Here is a 24,947-nt window from a genome sequence, read left to right on the forward strand (position 1 = left end):
GAAGGCAATATATTTTGGTAGCTTTATCTGTAGCCAGCTTTTAGAGAATTGGTATTAGAAGGGGGATTTTATCTACTTCAACAAGACCAGCTTTTAGGCATAGCCTATCCTACCCACGAGGGCCCTGTCCCCAAAAAAGATATTCCTCCCGCTGAACGAGACACAATTTTGCAATTGACTCGGAGAGCGACAAGCCAAGGTCTACAGAACAACAATTGAAAAAGCAGGGGATTACAACTTTACCGATCGCTAGTTTACTAGAGCAAGTAGACCGTTTAGAGATGCTGATGCGACGGCTATTGTATTTTGACCAAGCCCCGTTGGGGCTTGTGTGGGGTATAGGGTGGAATATCCAGCCCCAACAACCATCGGGTCACAAGCCCCGTCTTTTCAGGACGATTGCATTGGTCGGGGTCACGAGCCTCGACTAATGCCGTCTTCCCTATACCCTACACCCTACCCCCTATACCCTATTAGTGACCAGAATCAGCAGGAAGAAATGGTAACGACTGTAGACCCGTTGGCGTTCGCGAGTGCGTGTCGCAGACAAGCCTCTCGTAGAGAAGGGGCTTCTTGCAGGGTAAACCAACATTTCCTGAGCTTTGTTGGGTTGCGCTTTGCTTAACCCAACCTACAATTTTTCTTAACTGAACAGTATTGCCTTTTAGCCTCGAAGTTGCGCCTTTGAACCTGAAACTTTAAGTTTGATTATTGGCAAATGACCAGTGACCAATGACTAATGACTAATGACTAAATCCAAAAATAAGCCAGGATCAGAGTCAGTACAGTTAACGGTACACCAAAACGTAAATGTTCCCAGAATGACAATTGATAACCAAGTTTTGCAACAGCCTCAGCAACAATTAAATTAGCAACTGAACCTAACAAAGTTAGATTACCAGCTAAGGTAGATCCTGCTGCTAATAATAACCAGGTTTTCGTGTCTGGATGGGGAATTAAATGTTGTAGTAATAATACTGCTGGAACATTAGAAACTAAATTTGAAAGCAGAGCAGTAATTCCTAATATACTCAAGGGAGTAAAAACTAAATCGCTAAATAAATTCAAGATTCCTAATTTTTCTACTCCAGCAGTAACAACAAATAGTCCAGAAAATATCACCAGTAAATCCCAATCTACTTTATTTAAAATTCGTTGCGGTTTGATTCGCCTAGTAATGAATAGTAAACCAGCAGCTACAAATGTTGCTTGGGCTGGGGGCATCCCAATTAAGAATGCAATTAATAGTCCTCCTGTTATCAATAAGCTTTTAGTAAGCAACGGTTTAAATATGCGGTAACGCACAGAGGTTACACTCGGACAAGACTTAGCAGAACGGACATCAGGATAAAGCCACCACAATAACCCAATTTGGATTAACAAACTTACTAATGCGATGGGAGTCAATGCTTTCGCAAAATCAAGATAGCTGATACCAGAGAAGGAACCAATCAGAATATTTTGTGGATTGCCACTTAAGGTAGCTACTGAACCCAGATTAGTTGCTCCCGCCAACGCAAGTAAGTAAGGAATAGGATTGAGGTTCAAAGTTTGGGTTAAACCGAGAACCAAAGGAGTCAAAATTAAAGCGATAGTATCATTCAGAAAAAAAGCAGAGAGAATTCCACTGCCAAAAGTTAAAACAATCAGCAAACCCAAAGGGCTGCGGGTAAAGTGTGTAATTGTATCAAGGGTTAATTGGAAAAAACCAGCGTAAGCTAAGTTTGTGCTGATTACCATCATGCCAAACAGGAAAATCAGCGTTTTATAATCTATCGCTTGCCATGCTTCTTTGAGGTCTAATACTCCGAAAGCCATCAGTAAAGATGCACCAACTAAAGCAATACTGGCTCGGTTCATCCGCAAACCAGGGAGATATCCTAAACCCAAACCGATATAAGTCAGTCCAATGATGATATATCTGAAAACAATCATGATTTCGTTAGATTCTTTTGATTAAGTAGTCATTGGTAATTGGTCATTGGTTATTGGATTTTAGTGCATACCTCGACGCCACTTGCTTTATGCCGGGAAACCCGTCCACCGCAGTGGGCTCCCCCTTGTGGGTGGAAAAACTTTGTCTTTCATGAGACTAATTCAAGCCATGTTAAAGAGTGGACGTGTTTATTTTGGACTAATAACTAATGACTGCTTGAAGCGGTTTGATGTGATGCTTTTCTATTGACTCCTGTTTTTGTTTCAGGTACACAGAACCAAAAGCTAAAGCGACAACTGTGATCACTGCTAAAATCAAAAAACCAAGATTGTAACCAGCACTTTTAACCACAAACCCAGCCAACACGTTGCTCAAACCCCCACCAACACCAATGGCAGCGGCGATCGCTTAATAATTGCAATATGCCTTTATAGCGCTTGATGTTTTTCTTTATCCTCCTCTTCCTCTTCACCATCTCCACGCGCTAGCTAGCTGGTGTTTGAGCACTGTGGCAATTGCCGAAGCTGACATCGCTAATCCAATCTGGGCTGGGTTCCAATTTGCTGAAGCTTTCAGGTAAATACTCAGATATGGCCCAACACCATCGCTTATTTGTGCAGATACACAACTTACGCAAATAATAGCCGAAACCCTGATTTTAAATTAGGGGCAGTAAAGTCCTCTAATGGGAAATAGTAAAGATTTTTAGATTTTAATTGCACTTTTTTATGTGGATATCAGCGCGATCGCAAAAAGAAATACCCTCTGCTTTTGCCATAGTAAAGTGATTACAACGCAGAGGGGTTTCATTTGTCTTAATATTTCTGTAGAGGCAGGTTTTAAGGGTAATTCTGGCAAAAAAGTTGTTTATTTGATTTAAAACCCGCCAAAATCTATGTTGTATTGATTTTAAGCTGTGTACTCAGTTGGGCTATTTCCAATCGGGAATTTCAGCGTCTTCTCCACCAATCCCGATTCCAGTGTTAAATATTTCCGCATCAGTAAGATTTAGATCGTTCATTGATGCTTGATACACATTAGAATCGTGAATCGTAGCACGAGTAAAATTTACTCCATTGAGATTAACTTGCTTCAAATTCACATTGGTTACATAAGCAGATGTTAGGTTAGCACCTGCCAAGTTTGCACCAGTTAAGTCAGCACCTTCGAGGTTAGCTCCTACAAGGTTAGCTCCTTGAAGCTTCGAGCCTCTCAAGTCAGCACCAATTAAATGAGCGCCACTGAGGTTAGCTCCTGATAGTTCGCACCTAACACACTCCCCAGTTGAAAGCAGCTTTTGTAAATCCTGTGGATTCTCGGCTCTAACCGAGCTAGCGAAAAATAGGGGTGTTGCTAAGGCCATGGCCGCTAATAGCTGGAGTTTCATAATTTTCCCCCTTAATAATCGAGTTGCGTCCGTTCTGTCCCTCACAGTTCTATTATCTCACTAAACTTCGTGAGGTCAATCTATCTTGTGACAATCTATCTTCTGACAAGTTGATTGCGATCTAAAACACAGATAAAAGTGATATCAAAAATGCCCAGTATTAAATCACTATTAAATCTTTTTAAAAGTAAAAACTGGCGCTACTTACTATAGGTAATTTAATGAGTATTTATACTTAATTGGTCAATTGATGGTTTAGTTTAAGTCCTCAGAAATTCTCGCATATACTGATTAACCAATTCCGGCTGTTCTTGCTGTACCCAATGGCCACAATTAGGAATGTATTTGATTTGAAAATCCCTGACATAAGCTGCGGTATCGTAGGTTAGTTCCTTGCCAAGTGCAGTGTCGTTTTCTCCCCATATAATCAGTGTTGGCACTTCCAGAACGCCCCTATTTGGATTTAGCATTCTCTGCTGAAAAACATTGCGGTAGTAGTTCAACATTGCTGTGAGGGCACCGCGCTTTGCAGCAGCATCTTTATATGCGTCAATATCCGCTTTAGTGAAAGCACTTTTGTTAACTGCTGTACCTTTAAAAATTGTTTCAATTGCTTGGTAGTCGGAAGATTGTAAAAGTAATTCTGGTATCCACGGTAGTTGAAAGAGAAATATATAGTTGCTACGTAGCAACTGTTGGGGAGTGCGTAAGCCTTGGGCAAATTTGGCAGGATGAGGCATGTTAAGGATAATTAATTGCTCTACTATTTCGGGATAAGCATAAGCAAAAGCCCAAGCGATCGCACCTCCCCAATCATGTCCAACTAATACACATTTTTGGTATCCTAATCCTTTAATTACTCCCTCAACATCTTTGATAAACTCCTTCATTACATAAGCTAATTGCTCATTTGGTTTATCACTATCGTTGTAACCACGCAAGTCAATGGCAACTACTTTAAAATCTTGGGCAAATTCTGGTATTTGATGCCGCCATGAGTACCAAAACTCAGGAAAGCCATGCAACATCAACATTAATGGCCCTTCACCTTGCGTGACATAATGTAGTTTTACCCCATTGGTAGTTATATATTCGTGTTTCCAAGAACTTTCTATTAAAGACATAATTAATCTAAATTCAGCATTAAAAAATACTAAATAATAATACTGTACTTAATAACTGTAATATTATTTTAAGCAGCCTCACATCTATTAAAAGTCAGTATTATCTAAAAATTTTTTGCAAAAATATTAGATAATTTGCCTTGGGATAGATATGAATTGTGAGTAAAATTTGGTAAAAGGTAGATATAATTTTCTCCAACTACCAACAACTACCATGACACAACAGTTGACAAACCATGCTTCATTGTGGGTTGAGCGACTGGGACGATTTGGCTATGTTTCCAAGGGAGTAGTTTACGGTATAGTTGGACTACTGGCAGCACAGGCAGCTTTTGGCAGGGGTGGTAAAACAACTGATACCCAAGGCGCTCTCCAAACAATCGTTAACCAGCCATTTGGTCAATTTTTGCTGGCTTTAGTTGCAATCGGCTTGATTGGATACGTAATCTGGCGTTTTGTACAGGCAATTAAAGACCCAGAAAATAAAGGTAATGATGCCAAAGGTTTGGCAGTGCGAATTGGTTACGCAGTTAATGGCTTGATTTATGCAAGTTTAGCCTTAAGTGCTGTGCAAATCGTTATGGGTACAGGCAGCGGTAAAAATAGTAGTGATTCTACTGAAGATTGGACAGCACGTTTGCTTTCTCAACCCTTTGGTCAATGGTTAGTTGGAACTTTGGGGGCGTTTGTAATTGCTCTAAGTTTCTATCAGTTTTATCAAGCTTTTAGTGGCAAATTTCGTAAAGAACTCAATTTAACTGAGTTAAGCAACACACAAGCCCAATGGGTAATGAGGATTTCCAGATTTGGTTTAGCGGCACGGGGTATAGTATTTTGCATTATCGGTTGGTTTTTAATTGAAGCAGCAAAACAGTCGAACGCCGCTACCGCAGAAGGTTTGGATGAAGTATTACAGACGCTAGCGCAACAGCCTAACGGAGCATGGCTTTTGGGTATTGTAGCACTAGGTTTAGTTGCCTATGGGATTTACACAATAATACAGGCGCGGTATCGTCGGCTAGTCAATGTTTAAATGGTGCAGTGCCGAGAATTTGAATTTATAGAAATGGCAATAATAGAAACCCGTGGTATCTGGCTGACCACTACTGATAGTAAAGTTCTCAGATCGAAGGAACGTATTGCTGAGGCGATGGATTTCCTGGCTGAGACGGGATTTAATGTGGTGTTTCCCGTTGTTTGGAATAAGGCAGTAACTTTATATCCTAGTCAAACAATGCGGCAGACCTTTGGAATCGAAATTGACCCAATGTTTATAGGTCGCGACCCTTTAGAAGAAGTGGTAATTGAAGCGCGACGAGTTGGGTTGAAAGTTATTCCTTGGTTTGAATACGGTTTTGCCAGTTCCTACAATTTGAATGGTGGTGTACTTTTACAGAAAAAACCGGAATGGGCTGCGCGCGATCACAACGGTAACTTACTGAAGAAAAACGGCTTTGAGTGGTTGAATGCCCTTGACTCACAAGTGCAAGAATTCTTGTTAAACTTGGTGCTGGAAGTTGCGAATAATTACGATATTGATGGTGTTCAAGGTGACGATCGCTTGCCAGCATTACCCTCTGAAGGTGGCTATGATCAGCGTACTGTCAGCCGCTATCGCCAGGAATTTGATCGCAATCCACCACAGAACCACAAGGATAGGCAATGGTTACAGTGGCGTGCAGATATTCTCACTGAGTTTTTGGGGCGTCTTTACTCGAAGGTGAAAGCGGTGAATCCTAATTTATTAGTAGCGATCGCACCTAATATTTATGATTGGGCATTCCAAGAATATCTGCAAGACTCACCCGCATGGCTGAAGCGGGGAATAGTTGATATGATTCAGCCGCAGATTTATCGCCGTGACTTTAGGAGTTACGCTGCGATCGCTGATAAAGTGGTAAACCAGCAGTTCACAGATGCGATATTGCTCAAGTTAGCACCGGGAATCCTGATGAAGCTTGGCTCTTACTGTATTAGTCCAGAATATCTGGTGCAGGCAATTGAATACAATCGTCAACTTGGTATTCAAGGAGAGGTATTCTTTTTTTACGAAGGTTTGCGCAAGAATAACAATACCCTTGCTAAAGTTTTGCGAAATGGGCCTTATACTAAGTCTGGATCATTTCCCACTCTGTTAGATTTGAGTGCAGGTGATGTGAGTCACAAGACGGCATTTTCTATTTGGTCAGGAGTGGAAAATTTGTTAAAAAAGATTTTTTAAGGGAAAACGCGCGTGGAATATAAATTGCCAGTGGAAAAGGTAATCAATACTTTAAAACAAGATTTACCAACACTTTTTCAAAAAGATATTTCGTATCAAATTTATACACAGGATATCTATTTTAAAGACCCGGTGAATACATTCAAATATAAATTTAACTATCGCATTATATTTTGGACTTTACGATTTCACGCTCGGCTATTTTTTACTCAGATTTACTTTGATCTGCATGAAGTTTATCAGTCAGCTGAAGACACGATTTTAGCAAAGTGGACGGTACGTGGAGTGTTGCGCGTTCCAAGGAACGCAGGGTTGTTTTTTAATGGCTATTCGACGTATAAACTCAATCCAAATAATTTGATATACGAGCATATAGACACCTGGGATAGAAAACCAGGGGAGATTTTACGGCAGTTTTGGCAAAAGCAAGAAGATCGCTAAGAGGCTAACCTGTTTACCAGAAATGTTTTGATCAATGAGGAATTGGTGCAAGGCGATCGCACAGGGAACACATTCAAAAATCGGGAACTGTCTAGCGATCGCGCTCAGTTGACACTGAAGGCTAGCCTTGATCATGATGTAATTTTGTCAAGCAGCGATCGCACTCCACAAAGAGACAATGGAATATATGCTGAGATTTCCGAGACGGCGAGAGCTAGGATCAAAAGGTAGTCTGTCGGACACATGCTAACTATATGACATCCACATCGCGTGTTGTTCATAGCGACCCCGATATATTGGGGGGAACCCCTGTTTTTGTTGGTACTCGTGTGCCGATAAAAACCTTGCTCGATTATCTGGAAGCGGGTGACTCACTGGATGAGTTTTTAGATCACTTTCCCAGTGTCAGCCGTGAGCAAGCGATCGCTGCTCTCGAATTAGCAAAGGAAATGCTGACTGCCTATGCGAATTCTGCTTGATGAGTGTGTTCCACGACCTTTAAGGCGTGAACTCACTGATTATGAGGTACGCGCAGTCGTGGAAATGGGATGGTCAGGTAAAAAGAATGGTGAACTTTTGCAATTGATGGTGCAGGAGAGTTTCACAGTTCTTCTGACAACAGACCAAAACTTACGATATCAGCAAAACTTGCAACAGGCTGGAGTTGCGGTCCTTGTTCTAGTGGCGTCTAGTAATCGCCTACCTGATTTACTTCCATTGATACCTAGTGTTCGTAATGTCTTAGAAACGATCGCTCCGGGTGGGGTTGTTGAAATCAGAGATTTTTGACGCGTTGGCGCAGACCGCTTTATGTAACAACTTTATTCTTTGTGATGATGAAATCTAATCCCTAAAAAGATGTCGTAAACAAACTCAAAAAAGTCCTTTTTCTGCAACAACCCTGAAGTTTGATAACATCCTTTTTCATTTAACAGGGGCTTCATCAGATAATAGCTGGGTTGGTAATTATACCAAGGAATCGAAGGCCACAAATGATGAATTAAGTGGTAATTCTGTCCCATAATCAAGATATTAAGAATCGGGTTAGGATAGACGCGAGCATTTTTCCAGCGATCGCGCTCCGCAAAAGGACGATGGGGCAAATAGTCAAAAAATAAGCCTAGTGCTATCCCCACCACAAAAGCCGGTATAAACCAAAAATTGAGAATGTAACCCAAAAAGTGGTACTGCACTGAGATATAAACAATTACACCAACAATTAAGCGGCTAATAAACCATTCTAGTAGCTCATATTTACGCCACAGTTGCCGTTGAAAGAAAAACACCTCATGGTACAAGAACCGCACTGCAATCAGCCACAGCGGCCCACCTGTAGAGACATAATGATCTGGGTCATCTTTAGGATGATTGACATGACCATGATGCTGTAAATGCACTCGCGTAAATACTGGAAAAGCAAAAGCTAGCATCAACGCACTGCCATGCCCTAACATCGCATTCATCACTCGGTTGCGATGGGCAGATTGGTGACAGGCATCATGAATTACCGTTCCAGCACAATGCAAGGCAATCGTGTTCACGCAAAAGCATAGCCAGTGCGGCCATTCCCAAAGCCAGTAACCAAAGTTGGATAACACCAGCATGGCCACAGCTACAGAAAACAACAGCAGCGTCGGATTGAAATCACCAGGAGGCGCTAAAAATTCCTTGGGTGGGATTGTCAGTGGCTTTTGTGCCTCCGATGCGATCATCTTTAAGATTGACTCCTTTTTAAGCAGACATTACGAATATACGATAAATATTAGTGACTAATAAAGTTTTGCAAAGTTTTGTATGGCAAGATTTATCCACACCTTTGCATATCAGCAGATGAATAACGCTATGATTCCAGACGAAGCCTAGTCTTTACTGATAAGTGGGGTATGACAATCGGCAAGAAGTTAATGGAATAAACTCCTTCGTTGGGAGGATGGATACAAGATTGATGTACTATATCTAGTCTATCCCACAGCCCCTACTCTCCCATAAACCCTCTCTAACTGCTTATATTTTATTGATATAGCAGTGACTGAAAAGGAGATGCCACTTAAGTTACGATGACTTCCCAGATAGCTCCCTAACTTCAGCCCCTATGCAATTAAGAGATTCTCTGCGCCGGACAAAAATTGTCGCTACTATTGGCCCCGCCACTAGCAGTCCTGAAATGCTCAAGGCGATTATTGAAGCGGGAGCCACGACGCTGCGGCTAAACTTCTCCCACGGAACTCATGCCGACCATCAGCGTAGTATTCGCTTAATTCGGCAAACCGCTTTTGAACTAAATCAGCCAGTGGCTATTCTCCAAGACTTGCAGGGCCCAAAAATTCGCTTGGGAAAGTTTGACAACGGATCTATAGTTTTGGCAAAAGGCGATCGCTTTACCTTGACAAATCGTCCGGTGATCGGTACGCAAGAAATTAGCTGTGTCACCTACGATTATTTGGCCGAAGAAGTCCCAGTTGGGGCAAAAATCCTCCTTGATGATGGACGAGTAGAAATGCTGGTGGAGGAAATTAACCGGGACAAAGGTGATTTGCATTGTCGCGTCACCGTACCTGGTAAACTTTCTAACAACAAAGGCGTAAACTTTCCTGGCGTTTACCTGTCAATTAAGGCAATGACCGACAAAGACCGAGAGGATCTAATGTTTGGTCTAGATCAGGGTGTTGATTGGGTGGCACTTTCCTTTGTCCGCAATCCCCAGGACATGATCGAAATTAAAGAACTAATTTCCAGTACAGGCAAGCAAGTGCCAGTGGTTGCCAAAATTGAAAAGCATGAAGCTATTGAACAAATGGAAGCGGTTCTGGCTTTGTGTGATGGTGTGATGGTTGCCAGAGGTGACTTAGGGGTGGAATTGCCAGCCGAAGATGTTCCAGTACTCCAAAAGCGGCTAATTGCGACAGCAAATCGCTTGGGAATTCCCATCATCACCGCTACTCAAATGTTAGATAGCATGGTGAGCAATCCCCGTCCCACTCGCGCTGAAGTATCGGATGTGGCAAACGCGATTTTAGATGGCACGGACGCGGTGATGCTCTCCAATGAAACCGCCGTGGGTAGCTTCCCTGTAGAAGCAGTGGCAACGATGGCGCGAATTGCCGAACGTATGGAGCAGGAAGAAGCCCAACACTTAAACCTACGTTCTGTGAGAGATGCCCGCCGCTCCATTCCTAATGCGATTAGTCAAGCTGTTGGTCAAATTGCCGAACAACTAGGTGCAGCGGCAATTATGACCCTAACGCAAACGGGGGCAACAGCTCGCAATGTCTCTAAGTTTCGTCCTCATACACCAATTTTGGCAGTGACACCCCATGTAAATGTAGCGCGGCAGCTACAGATGGTGTGGGGAGTCAAACCGCTGTTGGTGCTAGGATTACCTTCCACTGGTCAGACATTTCAAGCTGCAATTAACGTGGCTCAGGAACTTCAGTTACTGTCCCAGGGAGATTTAGTAGTGATGACCGCTGGCACACTCCAGGGGATTTCTGGCTCTACAGATTTGATTAAGGTAGAGGTGGTAACGGCAGTACTAGGTCACGGAATTGGACTGGGACAAGGTTCAGTAAGTGGTCGCGCACGGGTAGCTAGTACTGGCATGGATGTGAGTAACTTTAATCCCGGAGACATATTGGTTGCACCCCGCACTAGTGCCGATTTTGTTGAAGCAATTCGGAAAGCGGCCGGGATTATTACGGAAGAAGAAAGTCTCACAAGTCACGCAGCAGTGATTGGCTTGCGTCTCGGTGTACCAGTGATTGTCGGCGTGAAGCAAGCAACGCAGGTGATTCGGGACGGAGCGATTATAACGCTGGATCTGCAACGGGGTTTGATTTACTCTGGGGCGGTGAGAACAGCTTAGGGGAGCAGGGGAGCAGGGGAGCAGGGGAGCAGAGGAGAAGTTCAGTAAGTTTTTCCCCTCTGCCTCTTCTGCCCCATGCCCAATGCCCCTTTTAAACAGTTGCGATCGCAGCCCCAAGCCATCCAGCAAAGTTTTGCTGCTGTGTGGAGTTAGGATGCTCAACAGGCTTTACCTGATACCGAGTCGGATGTGGTGATTTGAGGGTGATGAAATAAGTACGGAGTTCGTCTTGGTGAAAAACTGCAACTTCGATTGTATCGTTTGGTTGGTAATCTTTCAGGCGATCACTTAAGCTACCTGCCGTTATTTTAATCCCATCAATTGCTAACAACTCATCACCTGCATCAATTCTCCCTACTTGTGCAGGTGAACCAATTTCCACAAACTTAACCATCTCCCGCCCATTTTCTGTATTTATTCTCACGCCCAGGTAAGGTTCTTCTTGCTGCTCGGCTACCAACTGCAAGCCAAAGGGTTCTAAATACTGATTGAAAGGCAAATCATCAGTACTATCAATGTAGCGTTTAAAGAAATCAGTCAAATCGATTCCGGCAACAGATTCGATAACTTCTTGCAACTGCTCTGGGGTATAGCCAATTTCATCTTGCCCAAATTGCTGCCACATTTTCAGCATCACGTCATCAAGGGAGTGCTGATTGTTGTGAGTAGAGCGAATCAGCAAATCCAGCAGCAACGATACCATTTCTCCTTTTAAATAGTAGGAAATTTGGGAATTACCGCTATTGGCATCCGGGCGATAGAGTTTTATCCAAGCATCAAAACTCGACTCGGAAACAGGTTGTACCTTGCGCCCTGGTGTCATTTCATATCTAGTAATTTCCTTACCCAAGTTATTTAAATACGACTTAACATCAAAAATTCCCGCCCGCAAAGGAATTAACAAGTCGTAGTAACTAGTAGTACCCTCACAAAACCACAATGATGGTGTATAGTTTTCTTGGTCGTAATCAAAAACCTCTAATGCTTTTGGGCGAATTCGCTTGACATTCCACAAGTGAAAGAACTCGTGTGCAACTAATTGAAGAAAGCGATCGTACTTATCCTGAGCGCGAAACCCAAAACACTGGTAAATCAAGGAGCAAGAGTCTTTATGCTCCAAACCACCAAAAGCTTGGCTAAATAAATGTAGCAGAAACACGTATCGTTGATATGGCAAACCGCCGAACATCTGCGCTTCTACTTGGACAATTTTTTGGATATCAGCAATCAGTTGCTGAACTTGGTAATTACCTTGCCCCCAGATTGCCAGTTCATGGGGTTTTCCTAATACCTCAAATTTATACAATTGGTGGCTACCAATTTCAAAAGGAGTATCCACTAAAGTATCAAAATCGCCAGCGAAAAAAGTATTCTTTTCCTCAGCAACGGATGGTAGGGCAGTAGTTACCTGCCATTCTGGGCGTGGTGGTACGATGGTGACGCGAATAGGTTGCTTATCCCAGCCAGGTATTCTAAAAAATAGTGCCGCACCGTTAAAATAACCGTGGGTGCTATCTAAGTGATTTGTTCGTACCGATAGCTCATTGGCAAAAATGCGGTAACGTACAGTTAATTCTGAAACATCTATTTTGTCTATCTGCCAGTAATTTTTACCGATTTTCCGCCAATTTAAAGGCTTATTCTCTGCAAAAGCCTCAAAATCCTGTAAATTCTTCGCGTATTCCCGGACTAAATAGGAACCAGGTGTCCACACTGGCAGTTTTAAATCGAGAATCGGTGAGGAGTAATCGACAAGGTGTAAAGTAACCTCAAACAGATGGGTTTCTGGTTGGGACATTGCCACCAGATAATGAATCCTTGGCTCGGTTTCTTGGAGGTAGGTGTTGGGGCGAGTTGCTGTTGCTTCAGTCATCTTGCGTGCTGAGTTAATAATCAATGGGTAATTTTCCCATCATGACAAATTTGCTTTTAACATCGCACACAAACAGTTTTTCATTCGTCATCATCCAAAATCTCTGGCGTTAAACTTACAAAGAAACAAGCTACGCAAAGCTTCTTGTAGAGAATCGGATAAAGCAATTACACTTTGCCAGCCAAGTTCATCAACTGTTTGAAGTTCACAAGATAAGTGATGTTGTTGGCGCTATCAATTTTTATCCACCCTTTTTCATGTAGTTTTTCCATGATTTTGGTGGTTTCTTCAACGCCGATTTCTGTCACCTCTGCTAAATCTTTAAAGGGAATGTTAAAAATTTCTCTTCCTAAGTCTGATTCCTGACCATAGCTTTCACCCAAAGTCACTAGGGTATAGGCGAGTTTGACCGCTGGTGGTGAAGACCGCATTTGTAAGCGCAGGTTAATTTGCCGTAATCGCCGCACCATCAGTTGCAACATTCGGTGATGTAACTGTGGGTCTTTAAACAATATTTGAATAAACCGCTCTCTGGAGATACTAAGCAACTTCACGCGTGAAAGGGCAATGACATCAGTTGAGCGTGGAGATTCATCCAAAATTGCCATTTCTCCAAAAAAATCGCCACGACCAAAAATTGCCAGAGCTACTGAATCTTCCCCGACGGTACGCCGGACTTTGACCCAACCAGAAACTACGAAGTAAACGGCGTTACCCCAGGCATCTTCCATCACAACGGCTCGCCCAGATGGATATTCATGTTCAATTGCAACGTTGAGTAGCCATTCCAATGTCTGTGGATTGGCTGTACTCATTAAGGGGAAAAGTTCACTAAAAACCTCAGTTAGCATGAAATATTTGCAACAATAGGATTTAAGAGCGGGAAACTAACTTTGCTACTATTAAGTTTGTTTAAACCGTAATCTTACTCAGAATACGATCGCAAAATTTGTATTTATTTAGAGATGAATCTCTAAGCTTTATCAGTCTAGGATTCCATTACAACATAACAATTATGTATGCGAACGAAATCAGCGTTTTCACTTACTGACTGATGATTTACTCTTTGTTGGTAGATTGCTATCTAGTGCCAGTATTTTGATCTGTTGGTCTAAATTTTTCACTAATTGATTCAGGGCAACTAAAGCCTCTAATTGCTGAGAATCAAGGTTGGGATTGAGTAAAAGTCGTTCTTGTAGTTCATATAACTTGATGCTTAGTTGCTGAGAAATTCCTAAAGCATCGCGGCTTAGACGTGTTAACTGGTGTTGTTGATAGAATTTTAATGCTGCTCCCCGCAATACTTGGAGTGTTGCCTCTTCGCCATAGATTCCCGGCATGACTCGCAAGCGTAATAATAAGCGATTTTTTTGATACACGTATTCCTTTTCTACCTGTTTTGGTTCTGCAACCGTGATGATAGGCAGGGAAGCAAACCGCTTTAATTCATTCAGTACTCCTTGGAAAACTGAGAGCGGTAGTTTGTCTAATATAGACTGCAAAACTCCATTGTCACTCCACAGTATTCTGCCTTCATAAGCTTGTCTTTCTAAGTACAGACGACCAATTCCCCCAGCCAGGATTCGCCCTAGTAATTCTTCTAGTAATTTTTTGGGTGAGAGTGTTTTTATAAACTCAATCTGACTCAGTAGTTCGGAAGTTTGTGTGGGAAAAATAGGTAAATTGTTTGATGATGTGGCTTCAGAATTCTCTCCCGGTTGAGTTCTGGAAATAGGGATCAAGAACGTCGTAGTTTGAGATGATTGGTCTAGCTCTGGGATAGGATGCAAGTCTACCCCCTGTCCAGAATTTTGACGCTTTTGTGTCTGAAATACTATCAATATTGGTTGTTGATTTGATTCCGAGTCGGCATCTAGGGAAGGACTAGGTGTGTCAGCAATCGTAGCTGGTCTATTTGTTGGGCAAGAGTCCACTATTGCCTGATGCACAAGTTTAGCATCTAGCTGGGATGTATTTTTATGGTTGAGGTAGGCTGATAGTATTCTGCGGTGGGCATCAGCTGCGATCGCCTCAATCATCATTGTGCAATTGATAGAAGACAAAATGCGACCAACGTAATCTAGGGCTTCGCTCTCTTCTGGATGAACCATGCCTAGCAAGAGGTTTTTGTCTTCTAATCCAAAAGGTAAAATTTGATGGTAGAGGCAAGCTTCAAAGGACAAAAGATTATCAATCAGGTGGAATATTTGCTCGCGATCGCCTCCTGACTCCCACCTAGTTTGAGCTGCGGTTAACATTTGCTGTCCATTTGCTGCGGTATCATTTAGTTCGCCCTTTGAAGACAACATAGATTTGATTCGTTGGTGTTTACTTATATTTTGCCTCTAATTAAATAGGTAGTTAATAAAGATACTTTGTTAGATTGTTAAAATTTCAATTATATATACTTAAGTAAATATAAGTAGAAGATGAATTTTAGATTATGGACTGGGGATAATACTGAGGATTGGGCAAAAGAGTGCTGTAAGCGGATAGCTAGGGTTGAGCCAGTGCTGAGTTTTGTTTATCTCCTTGTCTCCCGTTTCTCTACCTCCTCTGCTCCCCACTCCCCCATGCTCCATTTTCCACTACAGGCTACTCCTGGGTTCTTAAAGCTTGGGCTGCAAGATAGACTTTCGTCCATTCGCCTAGCACTTGATGGGTTTTGAGTTTTAACTGTTCGGCTATGGCTTCTATTGAATTATCCGCTCTCCGCAAATTTAGGATCTGCCGCCCTAGAGGAGTCAATTTTTCATCAAGTTGCTGCCATTGGTTTTGCGTTAATCCCAAGTTATGTTCTTGCAAGGAAATTGAGAGCCAGTTGTCTACGAGTTCTGGATTACCTTTGAGGGCAAAAACACGTACAGCATGGTAACTAATTTTTTCTCGCAGACGGTAGACTTCTTTAGTCTGCTTATTCAGTTTTTTGGCAATCTCTTCCTGGGACTTACCTTGCAGATACAGCCGTAGCCATTCCACTGCTTCTGTGCCGAGATTTTCTTGTAAATAATTTTCAAATTCTTTTTGTACTGACTGGCGCAGCCCCTGTTGTTCCTCTATTTGTTGTGCTTCTTGATATTCTGCGATCGCCTGACTATCGACTAAGTTAACTCGATTGTCACTGTCCTCTGTAAGAACTTCTTCTGACACTAGTCTAACCAAGTCACGGCCTGGCACTTGGGTTAAACCACCGCGCTGAGTGCGACGCAAATAATTCACAAATCGGTAAGCTAATAGGGGTTGATTCCGTACTGGCCGCAGACAATATTCTTCTACGCTGGCGAATAACAGAGCATCTCCCAATCGTCTATCGGTTGTATATTTGGCAATATCAACCATTTGTTGTTGCATTTGACTGTCGCTTTGGAGTAACTCTTGGAGTACTTCTTGTAATACGTCCATTACACTACGCTGGCGATCGCGGCTGAGGGAAACCCAAGTCTGAATTTTATTCCGTAATGTTACTAAACTCCCCAATCGGGTTATCAAGTTGCGATAAGCACGTTCTCGCCCCAGCCCCAAGTAGCGTTGACGTAAAATCCTCCAACGATATTCCATCGCTTGCTTGGCGATATCGAGTTCTTTAGGATTAAACAGATCGAACCGTTTTGAGTCAGATCCTAACAGCCAGAGAATAATGCTTTGCCTCGCGGCTTCATTTTGGTCTGGACATTCTACAGCCAAGCGCTTTTGCCAATCTAGAGCCAGTTTTTTCACATCCATTGTCATAGTGAGATTGCATTCCTCGAAACTCAATTTTGAAGTTTGCATCACAACCCCCATTCGCCCCACCTAATTGTTTAACTGGCAGCTGCCCAGATTTCATGAGTTTCATGAAAATAGCTCAGTGATTCTACTTTTATTACGTCTAAATTCACTAAAATTATGCAGAAATTTCTACATTGATGTTTTGCTTGCAGTGAAAATTGTCCAAAACCAATGTATATCAAGCATTTGGGGGCATTCTATTAATTTAGCTTTTTTGTAAAGTTATGTTTTGTAGTTGAGAACAGAAATCTGCTTAAAGTGGTAAAGGTACATATTGCACGAAATGTATCGCGGAAATTTGACATTTTGTAACAGATTGAGGAACGAATCTAATTTAACTCAATGTCAGACGTTATTCCACCCGTATAAGTTTCAACCCTCTACAACCCCTTACGTAGGAGAATACTTAGTTAAATCTAAATATCCTTGGTATTAATGAGATTTTGCCCTAGAAAATTCCCCAACCCCTCTGTTAACAATTCACGCATTCACGCATTCACGCATTCAAACATTTTAGACATTTCAGACGAACGCGAGTGCGTCTCTAAGAGTTGAGAAGTGCCAACTCCTGCGGGGAGACGCCAAGGGCGATGCGCTCTTTAAGAGCGTTGTGGCAACTACGTTCCATTTAAACCCCCACTGAAAATGATTTGGAGGCGGAGTGGCTCCGACTCCGCGCTACATCTAGATGTAGGGGTTTTAAACCCTTTAATTTACGATAAATTGACTTAATTCCCTGTTTTTTAAAGATGATCGCGCTTTAGCTGAATCGTATTAAGTCACATTTTCTAATCTGATATTTGTTGGTTTTATTAAATGTATCTACGGTAATTAGCGGTTTCAGAGGTTGTTTGTTTGGTAAGTAGTTGTATAAAATCTTAGATAAATACTATCGCTATAGCGTGGAATTAGTCTCAGTATCTTATGTAGCGATGTCTACGACGGGCTACGCCTACGCTATTTTGGATAGTAAAGATTGATGATAGGCAAATTTATTTTTTTTAAACTAGCTTCAGTCACAACTACACCTTTAATATTGCTAAGTTATTCTTAAAGCTTTTATATTCCTAAAAATGAATAGTCAACAGTCAATATTGGTTTTGACTATTGACTCTGACTGTTGTTTTCCTTCTGCTTCAAAATTTAACTTATGCAAAATCTAAAAACAGAAAGAATGTAATTCTCTAAAGTTTTGATAATCAGAAGTCTGACAAGAAACTTCTCTTTAAATTCATTTATGGGAATTTTTTGTTTTGAATTCCCCTGCAGGAGGTTAAATCTATCGATTGTTCGATCTAACAATCGGATTTTCTACAGATTCTCGATACCCTTGGACTTGTGCTGTGTAGGCAATTGGTAGAACAGCTTCAACGTTTTCATGGGGACGAGGAATAATCACCCAGGATTCTAGGGTACCGCCATAAACATTTTCTGCAGCTTCAATACCGGCAGCCATAGCGGCTTTTACTTCAGAAACATCGCCACGAATATTAACTGTAAAACGAGCGCTACCTACTCTGATATAACCAACAAGGGTAACTCGACCAGCTTTTACCATCGCATCTGCTGCTGCTAGCACCGCAGGAAAACCTTTCGTTTCAAGTGCTCCAATTGCCTGTAATGACATTATTAATCTCCTGTATGAATAAACTGGGGGCTACAAGTTAATTGTACGAAGCTTCGCTACAGATAATGAATAGCAAAATTGCTTAGAAGATGCGGAAAGGTTCTGATTCCTCAGTGAAATGGATTGGTAATATGGTTTCGACATTTTCTGGGGGATTGGGAACGATGTAGTGGGTAATTACTGTACCAACTTTTACTTCCTCTCCAGCTGCGATTCCGGCTTCAACAGCTCTATTTACTTCAGAAACGTGTCCCCGGACGGCGACTAACAAGCGAGCGCTTTCCGCTTGACCATAATACACAATTGTGACTTCGGCAGCTTTGACCATTGCATCTGCTGCTGCTAAGACACTCGGAAAACCTAAAGTTTCAATTACGCCAACCGCCATTGGCATGGCATTAGCTCCTGGATTAAAGGATAAGCGATTTTAATTGTACGTGGCTTTAGTCCCCATTTTGACATTTTGGAAAACTTTCTTTGATGCCATATTTTTTGGGGGAGTAGAGACGCGATTTATCGCGTCTTTTGGGAGTTAGAATATTTTGATAGCCCACTGGTTTATATTTTATATATTACAAATAATACCTCAGCATCTTAGTTTGTGTAACTTTATTGTTTAACAAAATCAGTTATGCGTGGAAGCAAGCTAGTACGATAAACTGAAATTTATGTTTCCGAATTTTCTTCCTACGGCAGTTGGGCAACTGACAGAATCTACTTCGATCGCACTAGCTCGGAGTATTCAAACAACTGCGATCGCTACTCCTTTAACTAATCAACCAGTTATCACCACTTATGTCAAGCAAGGGTGTGGTGGAACTCCGATTTTATTAATTCACGGCTTTGACAGTTCTGTATTAGAATTTCGGCGGCTTTTGCCACTACTTTCTGAAGATAATGAAACTTGGGCAGTGGATTTGTTGGGTTTTGGATTTACAGATAGACTTTCAGGAATTGCTTATAGCCCAACTGCGATTAAAACCCATCTTTATTATTTCTGGAAAAGCCTAATTAACCAACCTGTAATTTTGGTGGGTGCTTCAATGGGGGGTGCGACAGCGATTGATTTTACGCTGGCTTACCCAGAAACAGTCAAAAAGCTGGTGTTAATTGACAGTGCGGGGTTAGCAGGTGGTTCGCCATTGAGCAAATTCATGTTTCCCCCATTAGATTATTTAGCAACTCAGTTTTTGAGTAATCTGAAGGTACGCGATCGCGTTTCCCGCATTGGATATAAAAATCAAACTCTTGCCTCTATTGATGCCTTATGTTGTGGAGCATTACACTTACAAATGCCGAGTTGGCATCAAGCTCTGATTTCTTTCACTAAAAGTGGTGGTTACAGTGCATTTAGACTTGAGACAATATCACAAATTGTGCAACAAACATTAATTTTATGGGGCAATTCCGATAAAATTTTGGGTACTGAGGATGCCATGAAATTTAAAAGGGCAATTCCACACAGTACTCTCAACTGGATTCAAGATTGTGGTCATCTCCCACACTTGGAACAACCACAAATCACCGCGCGGCATATTTTAGACTTTCGAGTTGAAAGATAGCCAACTCTCAATAATTTTTCTGTAACGCCGATCTGAAAAGTTTTTCATCTGTTACTAATGGCTTCTGTGATAGCTACTATTTTTCTCTTTAATCGTGTTACTTTCACAGAATTTTAGGGAATGTAGCTAGAGCGATTGCAAACCTGTCTTGCATTAGGGTGGGCATTACAATGCCATTACAATGCCCACTCTACAAACTCCAAAGATTTAGACTTGCACTTGGTAATTTAGGTTTAATTCATCTCCTGTTGTTCCCCGGATACCCCAGTTGTGTTTTGGAGTTTCTGTAATCGTGATTTCTATATCTATAGGTGCAATTGCAACTTGTTCAGATAAGCAAGAAAACAACAACCTAATTAGTTTCTTTTTCGTTTCAGTAGTGCGTCCCTCAAACATACTAATCTCAATGATGATGTATTTCTCTGAACGTCCGATAGGGTAGATGAAATCATCGGGTTCGAGAGGAAAAAACCTATGGACACGCTTGTCTTGAGGATATACTAGAGCTTCAACAACACAAGAATGAATTGCGTCAGAAATGGCACTGCGAGAATGACGGATAAATGAAGCAGTGCCATAGATTTTGATTTGTACCATTAACCTTTACCTGACTGATTAACTGACTCTAGTCAAGTAACCACATCTCATTAGAACTATCAGGATACTCATTTGGTTGATTTTGAGGTTGATTTTGAGCTAGTGGTTGCGATGACCGATGTGATTTTTTGTAGTTAAGTGGATTGTAGTGGTCTTTTACTGGTTTTATAGCACTAGTTTCTTTTACAACACTACCAGCATAGTCATCTGGTTGATTTTGAGCTAGTCTTTCTGATGAAAGATGTGATTTTTTGTAGTTATATGGATTGTACTGTTCTTTTACGGGTTTTATAGCATTAGTTTCTTTGACAGCTACAGCAAGTTTAGAATTATCTTCTGCTGTTTGTTTTAAAGCATTAATTTCTTCGATCAGCTTGGAATTCGCTTCTGCTAGTTGCAGTGCTGTTTTTTTGGTTTCGTCAAGTTCTTTTGTTAGCTGTTCTAGTAATGATTTTTGTTCTGATACAAATGTTTTTTGTTTAGATAATTTTGATTGCAAATCAGTAATTTCTTGTCCAAGAGATGCTTCTTTTTTGTGACTTGTTTCTAGATTACTCGTCAAGTCTTTGACAGTTGCTTCTAAATCAGCCTTAGTGGAACTTGTGCGCTTAGTAGAAGTTGGCTCAAGTGGTTGTCCTGACGATTCCTCATCAGATGCAGCCTGTTCTTCAACAATTTTTTCAGCTGTAACTTCGATCGCAGATTCACCTTCTGGGGGTGTAAATTTTTGTGCCTCTTCTTGTAGTAAGTCAGAGAGACTTTGTTTCCTAGCCATTATTATTTTCTCCAATCACGCTGTAATTCATCAGCTGCACGGCGGTAGTCTAATTCCGCCTCCCGTGCATTTCCTCCTCGCCATTGAGTAATCGCTACACCTTCGAGTGCTGCTCGCTCATGAGCTTTATAGGCACGGATGAAGGTATTACAAGTAGGAATACCTAAGCGAGTCAGAGTGTTTTTTGCTTCTTGTGCTTCCCCCAGACTGCGCGTATCGACTTTGGTGAGCAATACCCGATGGGGGGTTCCCACAGGGATGACGGCTTCCTTGACTGTTTCCACGAGGATTGCTAAATCCATTGCGGCTGGGGGTGTAGGCAAAACTAGATAATCTGCGATCGCAACTACCGCCACTAATGCTTCAGAGCGTAGCGCGGGAGGTGTATCTACCACTACTAAATCGTAACCTGTTATCTTTGCTAAATCACCTAAAAGTGCGGGATCGGTTTCTTGAGATAAATCAAATCCCATTCCCTGCTGACTACGCCCAAACCACCAACTGGCAGAACCTTGAATATCTGCATCAATCAGCAGCACCTTTTTTTTCTTCGCAAAGTTTGCAGCCAGATTGACTGCGGTAGTCGTTTTACCGACTCCTCCTTTACCGTTGAGAATAGCGATGATTTTTGGCACTGCTTGCTTCCGATGCTGCCTTTTGAGTGCTGAGAATGAAGTGCTGAGTGCTGAGTTAGGAGTACAGACGCAATTAATCGCGTCTGTACAAGAGTTATTATTATCCTCTTTGTCTTCTTTTTCAGTCCCCAGTTTCCAGTCTCTAGTCCCCAATGATGAATATACCGCTTTCTGTAACCCTAAGTAACATGAAAAGTCGTAACAATAAAATTCAGAAGCCATCAACTCCACAAAATTCTATGACAACAACTTACAATTTGCCTGATGGACCCCAAATGCCGCGCTGGCTAAGGATGATCAAGTTTGTTAGTCAGCCACTGAAATATGTGGATGATTTTGCCCAAATCTACGGTGACACTTTCACTATCAGGAGTAATCGCTCTGATAACCATCTTGTGTATTTTAGTCAACCCCAAGCACTTGAGCAGATTTTTACTGCTGATTCTAGGCATTTTGAGGTCGGCAGGGGGAACATAGGACTAAAATTTTTACTTGGCGATCGCTCCTTTATGTTATCAGATGGCGATCGCCACCAGCGCCAACGGCAATTATTAGCTCCTCCCTTTCATGGCGAAAGAATGCGGGCTTACGGCGAGGAAATTCGGGAAATAACCCAACAGGTAAGTAATGAATGGCAAATTGGTAAGCCTTTTAATATCCGTAAGTCGATGCAAGAAATCACCTTACGTGTTATTCTCCGGGTTGTATTTGGTTTGAATGAAGGACAGCTGTTTGAGGAATTGAGGCGATCGCTAAGTGATTTACTAGATTTCATCAGTTCGCCTGTAATGTCCAGCGCCTTCTTCTTCCAATTCATCCAAAAAGATTTTGGTGCATGGAGTCCTTGGGGTTGGATTCTGCAACAACGGCAAAAAATCGATCAACTTATTTATGCTTTGCTTCGAGAACGTCGGGCTGAACTCGGTCAAAATCGCCAAGATATCCTGAGTTTGATGATGGCAGCTCGTTATGAAGATGGTCAAGGGCTGTCAGATGAAGAATTACACGACGAGTTAATGACGCTGCTAGTTGCGGGACATGAAACTACCGCTTCGGCATTAACATGGGCTTTTTACTGGATTGATAGTTTACCAGAGGTGCGTGAGAAGTTGCAAAAGGAACTCAACACCATTGGAGTTAACCCCGATTTGAGTAGTGTGGCTAAATTGCCCTATTTGACAGCAGTTTGCCAAGAAACATTGCAAATTTACCCAATTGCCATGACTGCTTTTGTGCGGATTGTGAAGAACCCAATTACAATTATGGGCTACGAACTGCCAGAGGGAACGGCAATAGTCCCCAGTATTTATTTAGCGCATCATCGGGAAGAAGTTTAACCACAATCCAAGCAGTTCAAACCAGAACGCTTTTTAGGAAGACAATATTCACCTTATGAATATTTACCCTTTGGTGGCGGTAATCGTCGGTGTATTGGAATGGCATTTGCCCAGTATGAAATGAAAATTGTCTTGGCAACTGTTTTGTCAGAACTTCAAGTTTCGTTAATGAATAAACGTCCCGTGCGTCCTGTGCGCCGTGGGTTAACTTTAGCTACACCAGCCGGAATGCGGATGGTTGCAACACCTCAAGTAAAGCGTGCAAATACACCAGCGTTAGTTTAAGCAACGAGGGTGGGGATTAAAATGCCCACCCTACTATGGGGTAATAACTATGATAAAACACGAATTACAAAATCATCAAGTTTGGCGAGATTTAACTGAAATATTAGAAACTTTAGATGCTAATAATCTTGTTAAAAAACATCTAATACTATCTGATTATAAAATATGCGGCTACTGGGATGAACAAGATAAATATTATGAAACAATTACTTTGCCTCGTATTTTAGAAGCGGAATTAGTTAGTAGCTCTATTGGCGTTACCTACAAAGAACGTTTTTTACAACTAAAGTTTATCCTTATAGCTTCTGCTGTTGATGGCACTCAAAAGCTAGGCGATTTTGTTCTTATTTACAATGAGAATTTAGAGTTTATTGATGAAAATTGGCTTTTAGATATCGATTATTAAATGCTTGAGATACAATTCTGAAGTCTTAAGTGGACAAGTTAAACATATCGCTCGCCTCACAGAGTTTTTTTACATTTAACCTGCTGCTTTTTCTGAGTCAGTGCGATTAGGGAAAATTTACATATACTCATTGCGTGCATACTTGATAGTATTGACTGCACTTTATACGCCTTAAGTGAATTAAAAATTCTCAAGCAATATTAAAGGTTTCAGCTTAACTTGAATTGTAAACTCTAGGCTTATGAACGAGACTACGTTATTTCAGCCTTCAACTCACATAAGCTGTTTTATTTTAAATTCCATTTTAAAAAGGTTCTTTTCTTTGGATTATAGCTTCTATTACTTCCTTCTTTACAGAAATCATTCTACTAATAAAAGCATCATATTCTTCTTTTGGATAATATGGATTTTTCTGTGTAAAATATCTATTTCCCAAAAAGTCCAAAGCAAAAGCCGAATCAGGTTTGTTTTTTTGTATCATTGAATATAGTTCTTTCAATTGAGCAAGGTGTTCAGCTAGAGACATTTCTGTAGTAGAGGAATATGTCGTTTCTACTCTACGATTGAAAATATCTTGCAAATGTTCATATTCAGCAGCGATAGTACTAGTGTTGTGTCTAATAAATATGTGATAACGCTTAATTTTATCACTATCTTTCTTAGGCAAAAAGGGAATATATCGTGGATTATATTCTATAATCACAACCCGAAATAGTTTACCTTTTAGTTTTGGATATTCTGATTCTTCGTATAAAAAATCTATAACATCAAAAATTAGCTGAGACGGAAGATATTTTTCAACTTTATTTTTAAACTCAGTTTTATCATTTAAGTCGGACAATCCCTTAGAGTTAAAGCTATTATCTTCTTTTTTCTCCTCAACACCAAAAATAATTGCACCACCGGATTTATTAGCCATACCAAGAATATTCTTGGCTATTTCATCATCTGGAACAAGTTCACTTTTAAAGTCTAGCTCATCATATTCTCCTGTAGTGTTGCGGAGTAATTCACGCAACGTTTCTCGACTTGGAGATTCAAAAAACTGAGCAAAATCTTCTTTCCAGCTTTTAGTTTGCTTAGTGTTTGAGGACATATAAAAATCGACCTT

General features: G+C 41.3%; 26 protein-coding genes and 1 pseudogene. 11 read left to right on the forward strand and 16 right to left on the reverse strand.

Going from position 1 to position 24,947, the window contains the following annotated elements; translation table 11 throughout:
• Positions 1–215: 215 nt before the first annotated feature.
• Positions 216–431: a hypothetical protein gene (locus tag HWQ58_RS32480; protein ID WP_292872070.1), complete on the forward strand. Its 216-nt coding sequence runs from the start codon at positions 216–218 to the stop codon at positions 429–431.
• Between the two features lie 319 nt (positions 432–750).
• On the opposite strand, the gene HWQ58_RS32485 is transcribed toward HWQ58_RS32480, so the two are convergent.
• The 4 genes from HWQ58_RS32485 to HWQ58_RS32500 form a co-directional block, all read right to left on the reverse strand.
• Positions 751–1,935 carry an anion transporter gene (locus tag HWQ58_RS32485; RefSeq protein WP_292872072.1) on the reverse strand — a complete coding sequence of 395 codons (1,185 nt, stop codon included), beginning with the start codon at positions 1,933–1,935 and terminating at the stop codon, positions 751–753.
• Positions 1,936–2,134: 199 nt separating this feature from the next.
• Entirely contained in the window at positions 2,135–2,311 is a 177-nt protein-coding gene (locus HWQ58_RS32490) for a hypothetical protein (RefSeq protein ID WP_292872074.1), read from the reverse strand.
• Positions 2,312–2,867: 556 nt separating this feature from the next.
• The gene (locus tag HWQ58_RS32495) at positions 2,868–3,323 is read right to left on the reverse strand and encodes a pentapeptide repeat-containing protein (RefSeq protein WP_292872076.1); all 456 of its coding nucleotides are present in this window, start codon (positions 3,321–3,323) and stop codon (positions 2,868–2,870) included.
• Between the two features lie 260 nt (positions 3,324–3,583).
• Positions 3,584–4,447, reverse strand: coding sequence for an alpha/beta hydrolase (locus HWQ58_RS32500; RefSeq protein WP_292872078.1), 864 nt, complete (start codon positions 4,445–4,447; stop codon positions 3,584–3,586).
• A gap of 214 nt (positions 4,448–4,661) precedes the next feature.
• Between HWQ58_RS32500 and HWQ58_RS32505 the strand changes: the two genes are divergently transcribed.
• The 3 genes from HWQ58_RS32505 to HWQ58_RS32515 are packed head-to-tail and all read left to right on the forward strand — an operon-like array spanning position 4,662 to position 7,109.
• Positions 4,662–5,480 (forward strand): DUF1206 domain-containing protein, encoded by an 819-nt coding sequence (locus HWQ58_RS32505; protein WP_292872080.1) that lies wholly within the window; start codon positions 4,662–4,664, stop codon positions 5,478–5,480.
• Positions 5,481–5,513: 33 nt separating this feature from the next.
• Positions 5,514–6,668 (forward strand): family 10 glycosylhydrolase, encoded by a 1,155-nt coding sequence (locus tag HWQ58_RS32510; protein WP_292872082.1) that lies wholly within the window; start codon positions 5,514–5,516, stop codon positions 6,666–6,668.
• 12 nt (positions 6,669–6,680) lie between these two features.
• On the forward strand, positions 6,681–7,109 hold the full coding sequence (locus tag HWQ58_RS32515; protein WP_292872084.1) for a DUF2358 domain-containing protein: 429 nt from the start codon (positions 6,681–6,683) through the stop codon (positions 7,107–7,109).
• Here HWQ58_RS32515 and HWQ58_RS32520 read toward each other — a convergent pair.
• The gene (locus HWQ58_RS32520; RefSeq protein WP_292872170.1) at positions 7,074–7,190 is read right to left on the reverse strand and encodes a papain fold toxin domain-containing protein; all 117 of its coding nucleotides are present in this window, start codon (positions 7,188–7,190) and stop codon (positions 7,074–7,076) included. The two genes, HWQ58_RS32515 and HWQ58_RS32520, sit on opposite strands and share 36 nt — an antisense overlap.
• Here HWQ58_RS32520 and HWQ58_RS32525 point away from each other — a divergent pair.
• The 3 genes from HWQ58_RS32525 to HWQ58_RS32535 are packed head-to-tail and all read left to right on the forward strand — an operon-like array spanning position 7,137 to position 7,898.
• The gene (locus HWQ58_RS32525; protein ID WP_292872172.1) at positions 7,137–7,340 is read left to right on the forward strand and encodes a hypothetical protein; all 204 of its coding nucleotides are present in this window, start codon (positions 7,137–7,139) and stop codon (positions 7,338–7,340) included. The two genes, HWQ58_RS32520 and HWQ58_RS32525, sit on opposite strands and share 54 nt — an antisense overlap.
• A gap of 23 nt (positions 7,341–7,363) precedes the next feature.
• Entirely contained in the window at positions 7,364–7,588 is a 225-nt protein-coding gene (locus HWQ58_RS32530) for a DUF433 domain-containing protein (protein WP_292705834.1), read from the forward strand.
• Positions 7,572–7,898, forward strand: a complete 327-nt coding sequence (locus tag HWQ58_RS32535; protein WP_292872086.1) for a DUF5615 family PIN-like protein — start codon at positions 7,572–7,574, stop codon at positions 7,896–7,898. The genes HWQ58_RS32530 and HWQ58_RS32535 overlap by 17 nt, the downstream gene beginning before the upstream one ends.
• 32 nt (positions 7,899–7,930) lie before the next feature.
• On the opposite strand, the gene crtR is transcribed toward HWQ58_RS32535, so the two are convergent.
• Entirely contained in the window at positions 7,931–8,821 is an 891-nt protein-coding gene (gene crtR, locus HWQ58_RS32540; protein WP_292872088.1) for a beta-carotene hydroxylase, read from the reverse strand.
• 380 nt (positions 8,822–9,201) lie between these two features.
• On the opposite strand from crtR, the gene pyk reads away from it, so the two are divergent.
• The gene (pyk, locus tag HWQ58_RS32545; protein WP_292872090.1) at positions 9,202–10,971 is read left to right on the forward strand and encodes a pyruvate kinase; all 1,770 of its coding nucleotides are present in this window, start codon (positions 9,202–9,204) and stop codon (positions 10,969–10,971) included.
• A gap of 91 nt (positions 10,972–11,062) precedes the next feature.
• On the opposite strand, the gene HWQ58_RS32550 is transcribed toward pyk, so the two are convergent.
• From HWQ58_RS32550 to HWQ58_RS32575, 6 genes are all read right to left on the reverse strand, one after another.
• Positions 11,063–12,844 carry a M61 family metallopeptidase gene (locus HWQ58_RS32550; RefSeq protein WP_292872092.1) on the reverse strand — a complete coding sequence of 594 codons (1,782 nt, stop codon included), beginning with the start codon at positions 12,842–12,844 and terminating at the stop codon, positions 11,063–11,065.
• A 167-nt stretch (positions 12,845–13,011) separates the two neighbouring features.
• Positions 13,012–13,695: a Crp/Fnr family transcriptional regulator gene (locus HWQ58_RS32555; protein ID WP_292872094.1), complete on the reverse strand. Its 684-nt coding sequence runs from the start codon at positions 13,693–13,695 to the stop codon at positions 13,012–13,014.
• A 189-nt stretch (positions 13,696–13,884) separates the two neighbouring features.
• Entirely contained in the window at positions 13,885–15,153 is a 1,269-nt protein-coding gene (locus HWQ58_RS32560) for a pilus assembly protein PilB (protein WP_292872096.1), read from the reverse strand.
• 286 nt (positions 15,154–15,439) lie between these two features.
• On the reverse strand, positions 15,440–16,627 hold the full coding sequence (locus tag HWQ58_RS32565) for a HetZ-related protein 2 (protein WP_292872098.1): 1,188 nt from the start codon (positions 16,625–16,627) through the stop codon (positions 15,440–15,442).
• Positions 16,628–17,891: 1,264 nt separating this feature from the next.
• Positions 17,892–18,239 (reverse strand): carbon dioxide-concentrating mechanism protein CcmK, encoded by a 348-nt coding sequence (locus tag HWQ58_RS32570; protein ID WP_292872100.1) that lies wholly within the window; start codon positions 18,237–18,239, stop codon positions 17,892–17,894.
• Between the two features lie 82 nt (positions 18,240–18,321).
• Positions 18,322–18,633, reverse strand: coding sequence for a BMC domain-containing protein (locus HWQ58_RS32575; protein ID WP_292872102.1), 312 nt, complete (start codon positions 18,631–18,633; stop codon positions 18,322–18,324).
• Between the two features lie 274 nt (positions 18,634–18,907).
• On the opposite strand from HWQ58_RS32575, the gene HWQ58_RS32580 reads away from it, so the two are divergent.
• Entirely contained in the window at positions 18,908–19,801 is an 894-nt protein-coding gene (locus HWQ58_RS32580; RefSeq protein ID WP_292872104.1) for an alpha/beta hydrolase, read from the forward strand.
• Between the two features lie 207 nt (positions 19,802–20,008).
• Here HWQ58_RS32580 and HWQ58_RS32585 read toward each other — a convergent pair whose 3' ends face one another.
• The 3 genes from HWQ58_RS32585 to HWQ58_RS32595 are packed head-to-tail and all read right to left on the reverse strand — an operon-like array spanning position 20,009 to position 21,808.
• The gene (locus tag HWQ58_RS32585; RefSeq protein WP_292872106.1) at positions 20,009–20,398 is read right to left on the reverse strand and encodes a tautomerase family protein; all 390 of its coding nucleotides are present in this window, start codon (positions 20,396–20,398) and stop codon (positions 20,009–20,011) included.
• A gap of 28 nt (positions 20,399–20,426) precedes the next feature.
• Positions 20,427–21,173, reverse strand: coding sequence for a hypothetical protein (locus HWQ58_RS32590; RefSeq protein WP_292872108.1), 747 nt, complete (start codon positions 21,171–21,173; stop codon positions 20,427–20,429).
• A gap of 2 nt (positions 21,174–21,175) precedes the next feature.
• A complete protein-coding gene (locus tag HWQ58_RS32595) occupies positions 21,176–21,808 on the reverse strand; it encodes a ParA family protein (protein WP_292872110.1) in 633 nt (210 codons plus the stop codon).
• A 239-nt stretch (positions 21,809–22,047) separates the two neighbouring features.
• Here HWQ58_RS32595 and HWQ58_RS32600 point away from each other — a divergent pair.
• Together HWQ58_RS32600 and HWQ58_RS32605 are read left to right on the forward strand one after the other, a co-directional pair.
• A pseudogene (locus HWQ58_RS32600) lies at positions 22,048–23,430 on the forward strand (cytochrome P450).
• 49 nt (positions 23,431–23,479) lie between these two features.
• Positions 23,480–23,836, forward strand: a complete 357-nt coding sequence (locus HWQ58_RS32605) for a hypothetical protein (protein ID WP_292872112.1) — start codon at positions 23,480–23,482, stop codon at positions 23,834–23,836.
• Positions 23,837–24,140: 304 nt separating this feature from the next.
• Here the strand turns inward: HWQ58_RS32605 and HWQ58_RS32610 are convergent, their stop codons facing one another.
• A complete protein-coding gene (locus tag HWQ58_RS32610) occupies positions 24,141–24,932 on the reverse strand; it encodes an ATP-binding protein (protein WP_292872114.1) in 792 nt (263 codons plus the stop codon).
• Between the last annotated feature and the right edge of the window lie 15 nt (positions 24,933–24,947).

This window comes from Nostoc sp. LPT (assembly GCF_017115165.1).
Taxonomy (GTDB): domain Bacteria; phylum Cyanobacteriota; class Cyanobacteriia; order Cyanobacteriales; family Nostocaceae; genus Nostoc.

Excerpts from the sequence above, each read along its gene's own strand:
- HWQ58_RS32495 (WP_292872076.1), bottom strand. The coding sequence starts at position 3,323 with ATGAAACTCCAGCTATTAGCGGCCATGGCCTTAGCAACACCCCTATTT.
- HWQ58_RS32530 (WP_292705834.1), top strand. The coding sequence starts at position 7,364 with ATGACATCCACATCGCGTGTTGTTCATAGCGACCCCGATATATTGGGG.
- HWQ58_RS32510 (WP_292872082.1), top strand. The coding sequence starts at position 5,514 with ATGGCAATAATAGAAACCCGTGGTATCTGGCTGACCACTACTGATAGT.
- HWQ58_RS32505 (WP_292872080.1), top strand. The coding sequence starts at position 4,662 with ATGACACAACAGTTGACAAACCATGCTTCATTGTGGGTTGAGCGACTG.
- HWQ58_RS32605 (WP_292872112.1), top strand. The coding sequence starts at position 23,480 with ATGATAAAACACGAATTACAAAATCATCAAGTTTGGCGAGATTTAACT.
- HWQ58_RS32555 (WP_292872094.1), bottom strand. The coding sequence starts at position 13,695 with ATGCTAACTGAGGTTTTTAGTGAACTTTTCCCCTTAATGAGTACAGCC.
- HWQ58_RS32610 (WP_292872114.1), bottom strand. The coding sequence starts at position 24,932 with ATGTCCTCAAACACTAAGCAAACTAAAAGCTGGAAAGAAGATTTTGCT.
- HWQ58_RS32550 (WP_292872092.1), bottom strand. The coding sequence starts at position 12,844 with ATGACTGAAGCAACAGCAACTCGCCCCAACACCTACCTCCAAGAAACC.
- HWQ58_RS32580 (WP_292872104.1), top strand. The coding sequence starts at position 18,908 with ATGTTTCCGAATTTTCTTCCTACGGCAGTTGGGCAACTGACAGAATCT.
- HWQ58_RS32575 (WP_292872102.1), bottom strand. The coding sequence starts at position 18,633 with ATGCCAATGGCGGTTGGCGTAATTGAAACTTTAGGTTTTCCGAGTGTC.
- HWQ58_RS32590 (WP_292872108.1), bottom strand. The coding sequence starts at position 21,173 with ATGGCTAGGAAACAAAGTCTCTCTGACTTACTACAAGAAGAGGCACAA.
- HWQ58_RS32570 (WP_292872100.1), bottom strand. The coding sequence starts at position 18,239 with ATGTCATTACAGGCAATTGGAGCACTTGAAACGAAAGGTTTTCCTGCG.
- HWQ58_RS32565 (WP_292872098.1), bottom strand. The coding sequence starts at position 16,627 with ATGGGGGTTGTGATGCAAACTTCAAAATTGAGTTTCGAGGAATGCAAT.
- HWQ58_RS32485 (WP_292872072.1), bottom strand. The coding sequence starts at position 1,935 with ATGATTGTTTTCAGATATATCATCATTGGACTGACTTATATCGGTTTG.
- pyk (WP_292872090.1), top strand. The coding sequence starts at position 9,202 with ATGCAATTAAGAGATTCTCTGCGCCGGACAAAAATTGTCGCTACTATT.
- HWQ58_RS32560 (WP_292872096.1), bottom strand. The coding sequence starts at position 15,153 with ATGTTGTCTTCAAAGGGCGAACTAAATGATACCGCAGCAAATGGACAG.
- HWQ58_RS32535 (WP_292872086.1), top strand. The coding sequence starts at position 7,572 with ATGCGAATTCTGCTTGATGAGTGTGTTCCACGACCTTTAAGGCGTGAA.
- HWQ58_RS32500 (WP_292872078.1), bottom strand. The coding sequence starts at position 4,447 with ATGTCTTTAATAGAAAGTTCTTGGAAACACGAATATATAACTACCAAT.
- HWQ58_RS32585 (WP_292872106.1), bottom strand. The coding sequence starts at position 20,398 with ATGGTACAAATCAAAATCTATGGCACTGCTTCATTTATCCGTCATTCT.
- crtR (WP_292872088.1), bottom strand. The coding sequence starts at position 8,821 with ATGATCGCATCGGAGGCACAAAAGCCACTGACAATCCCACCCAAGGAA.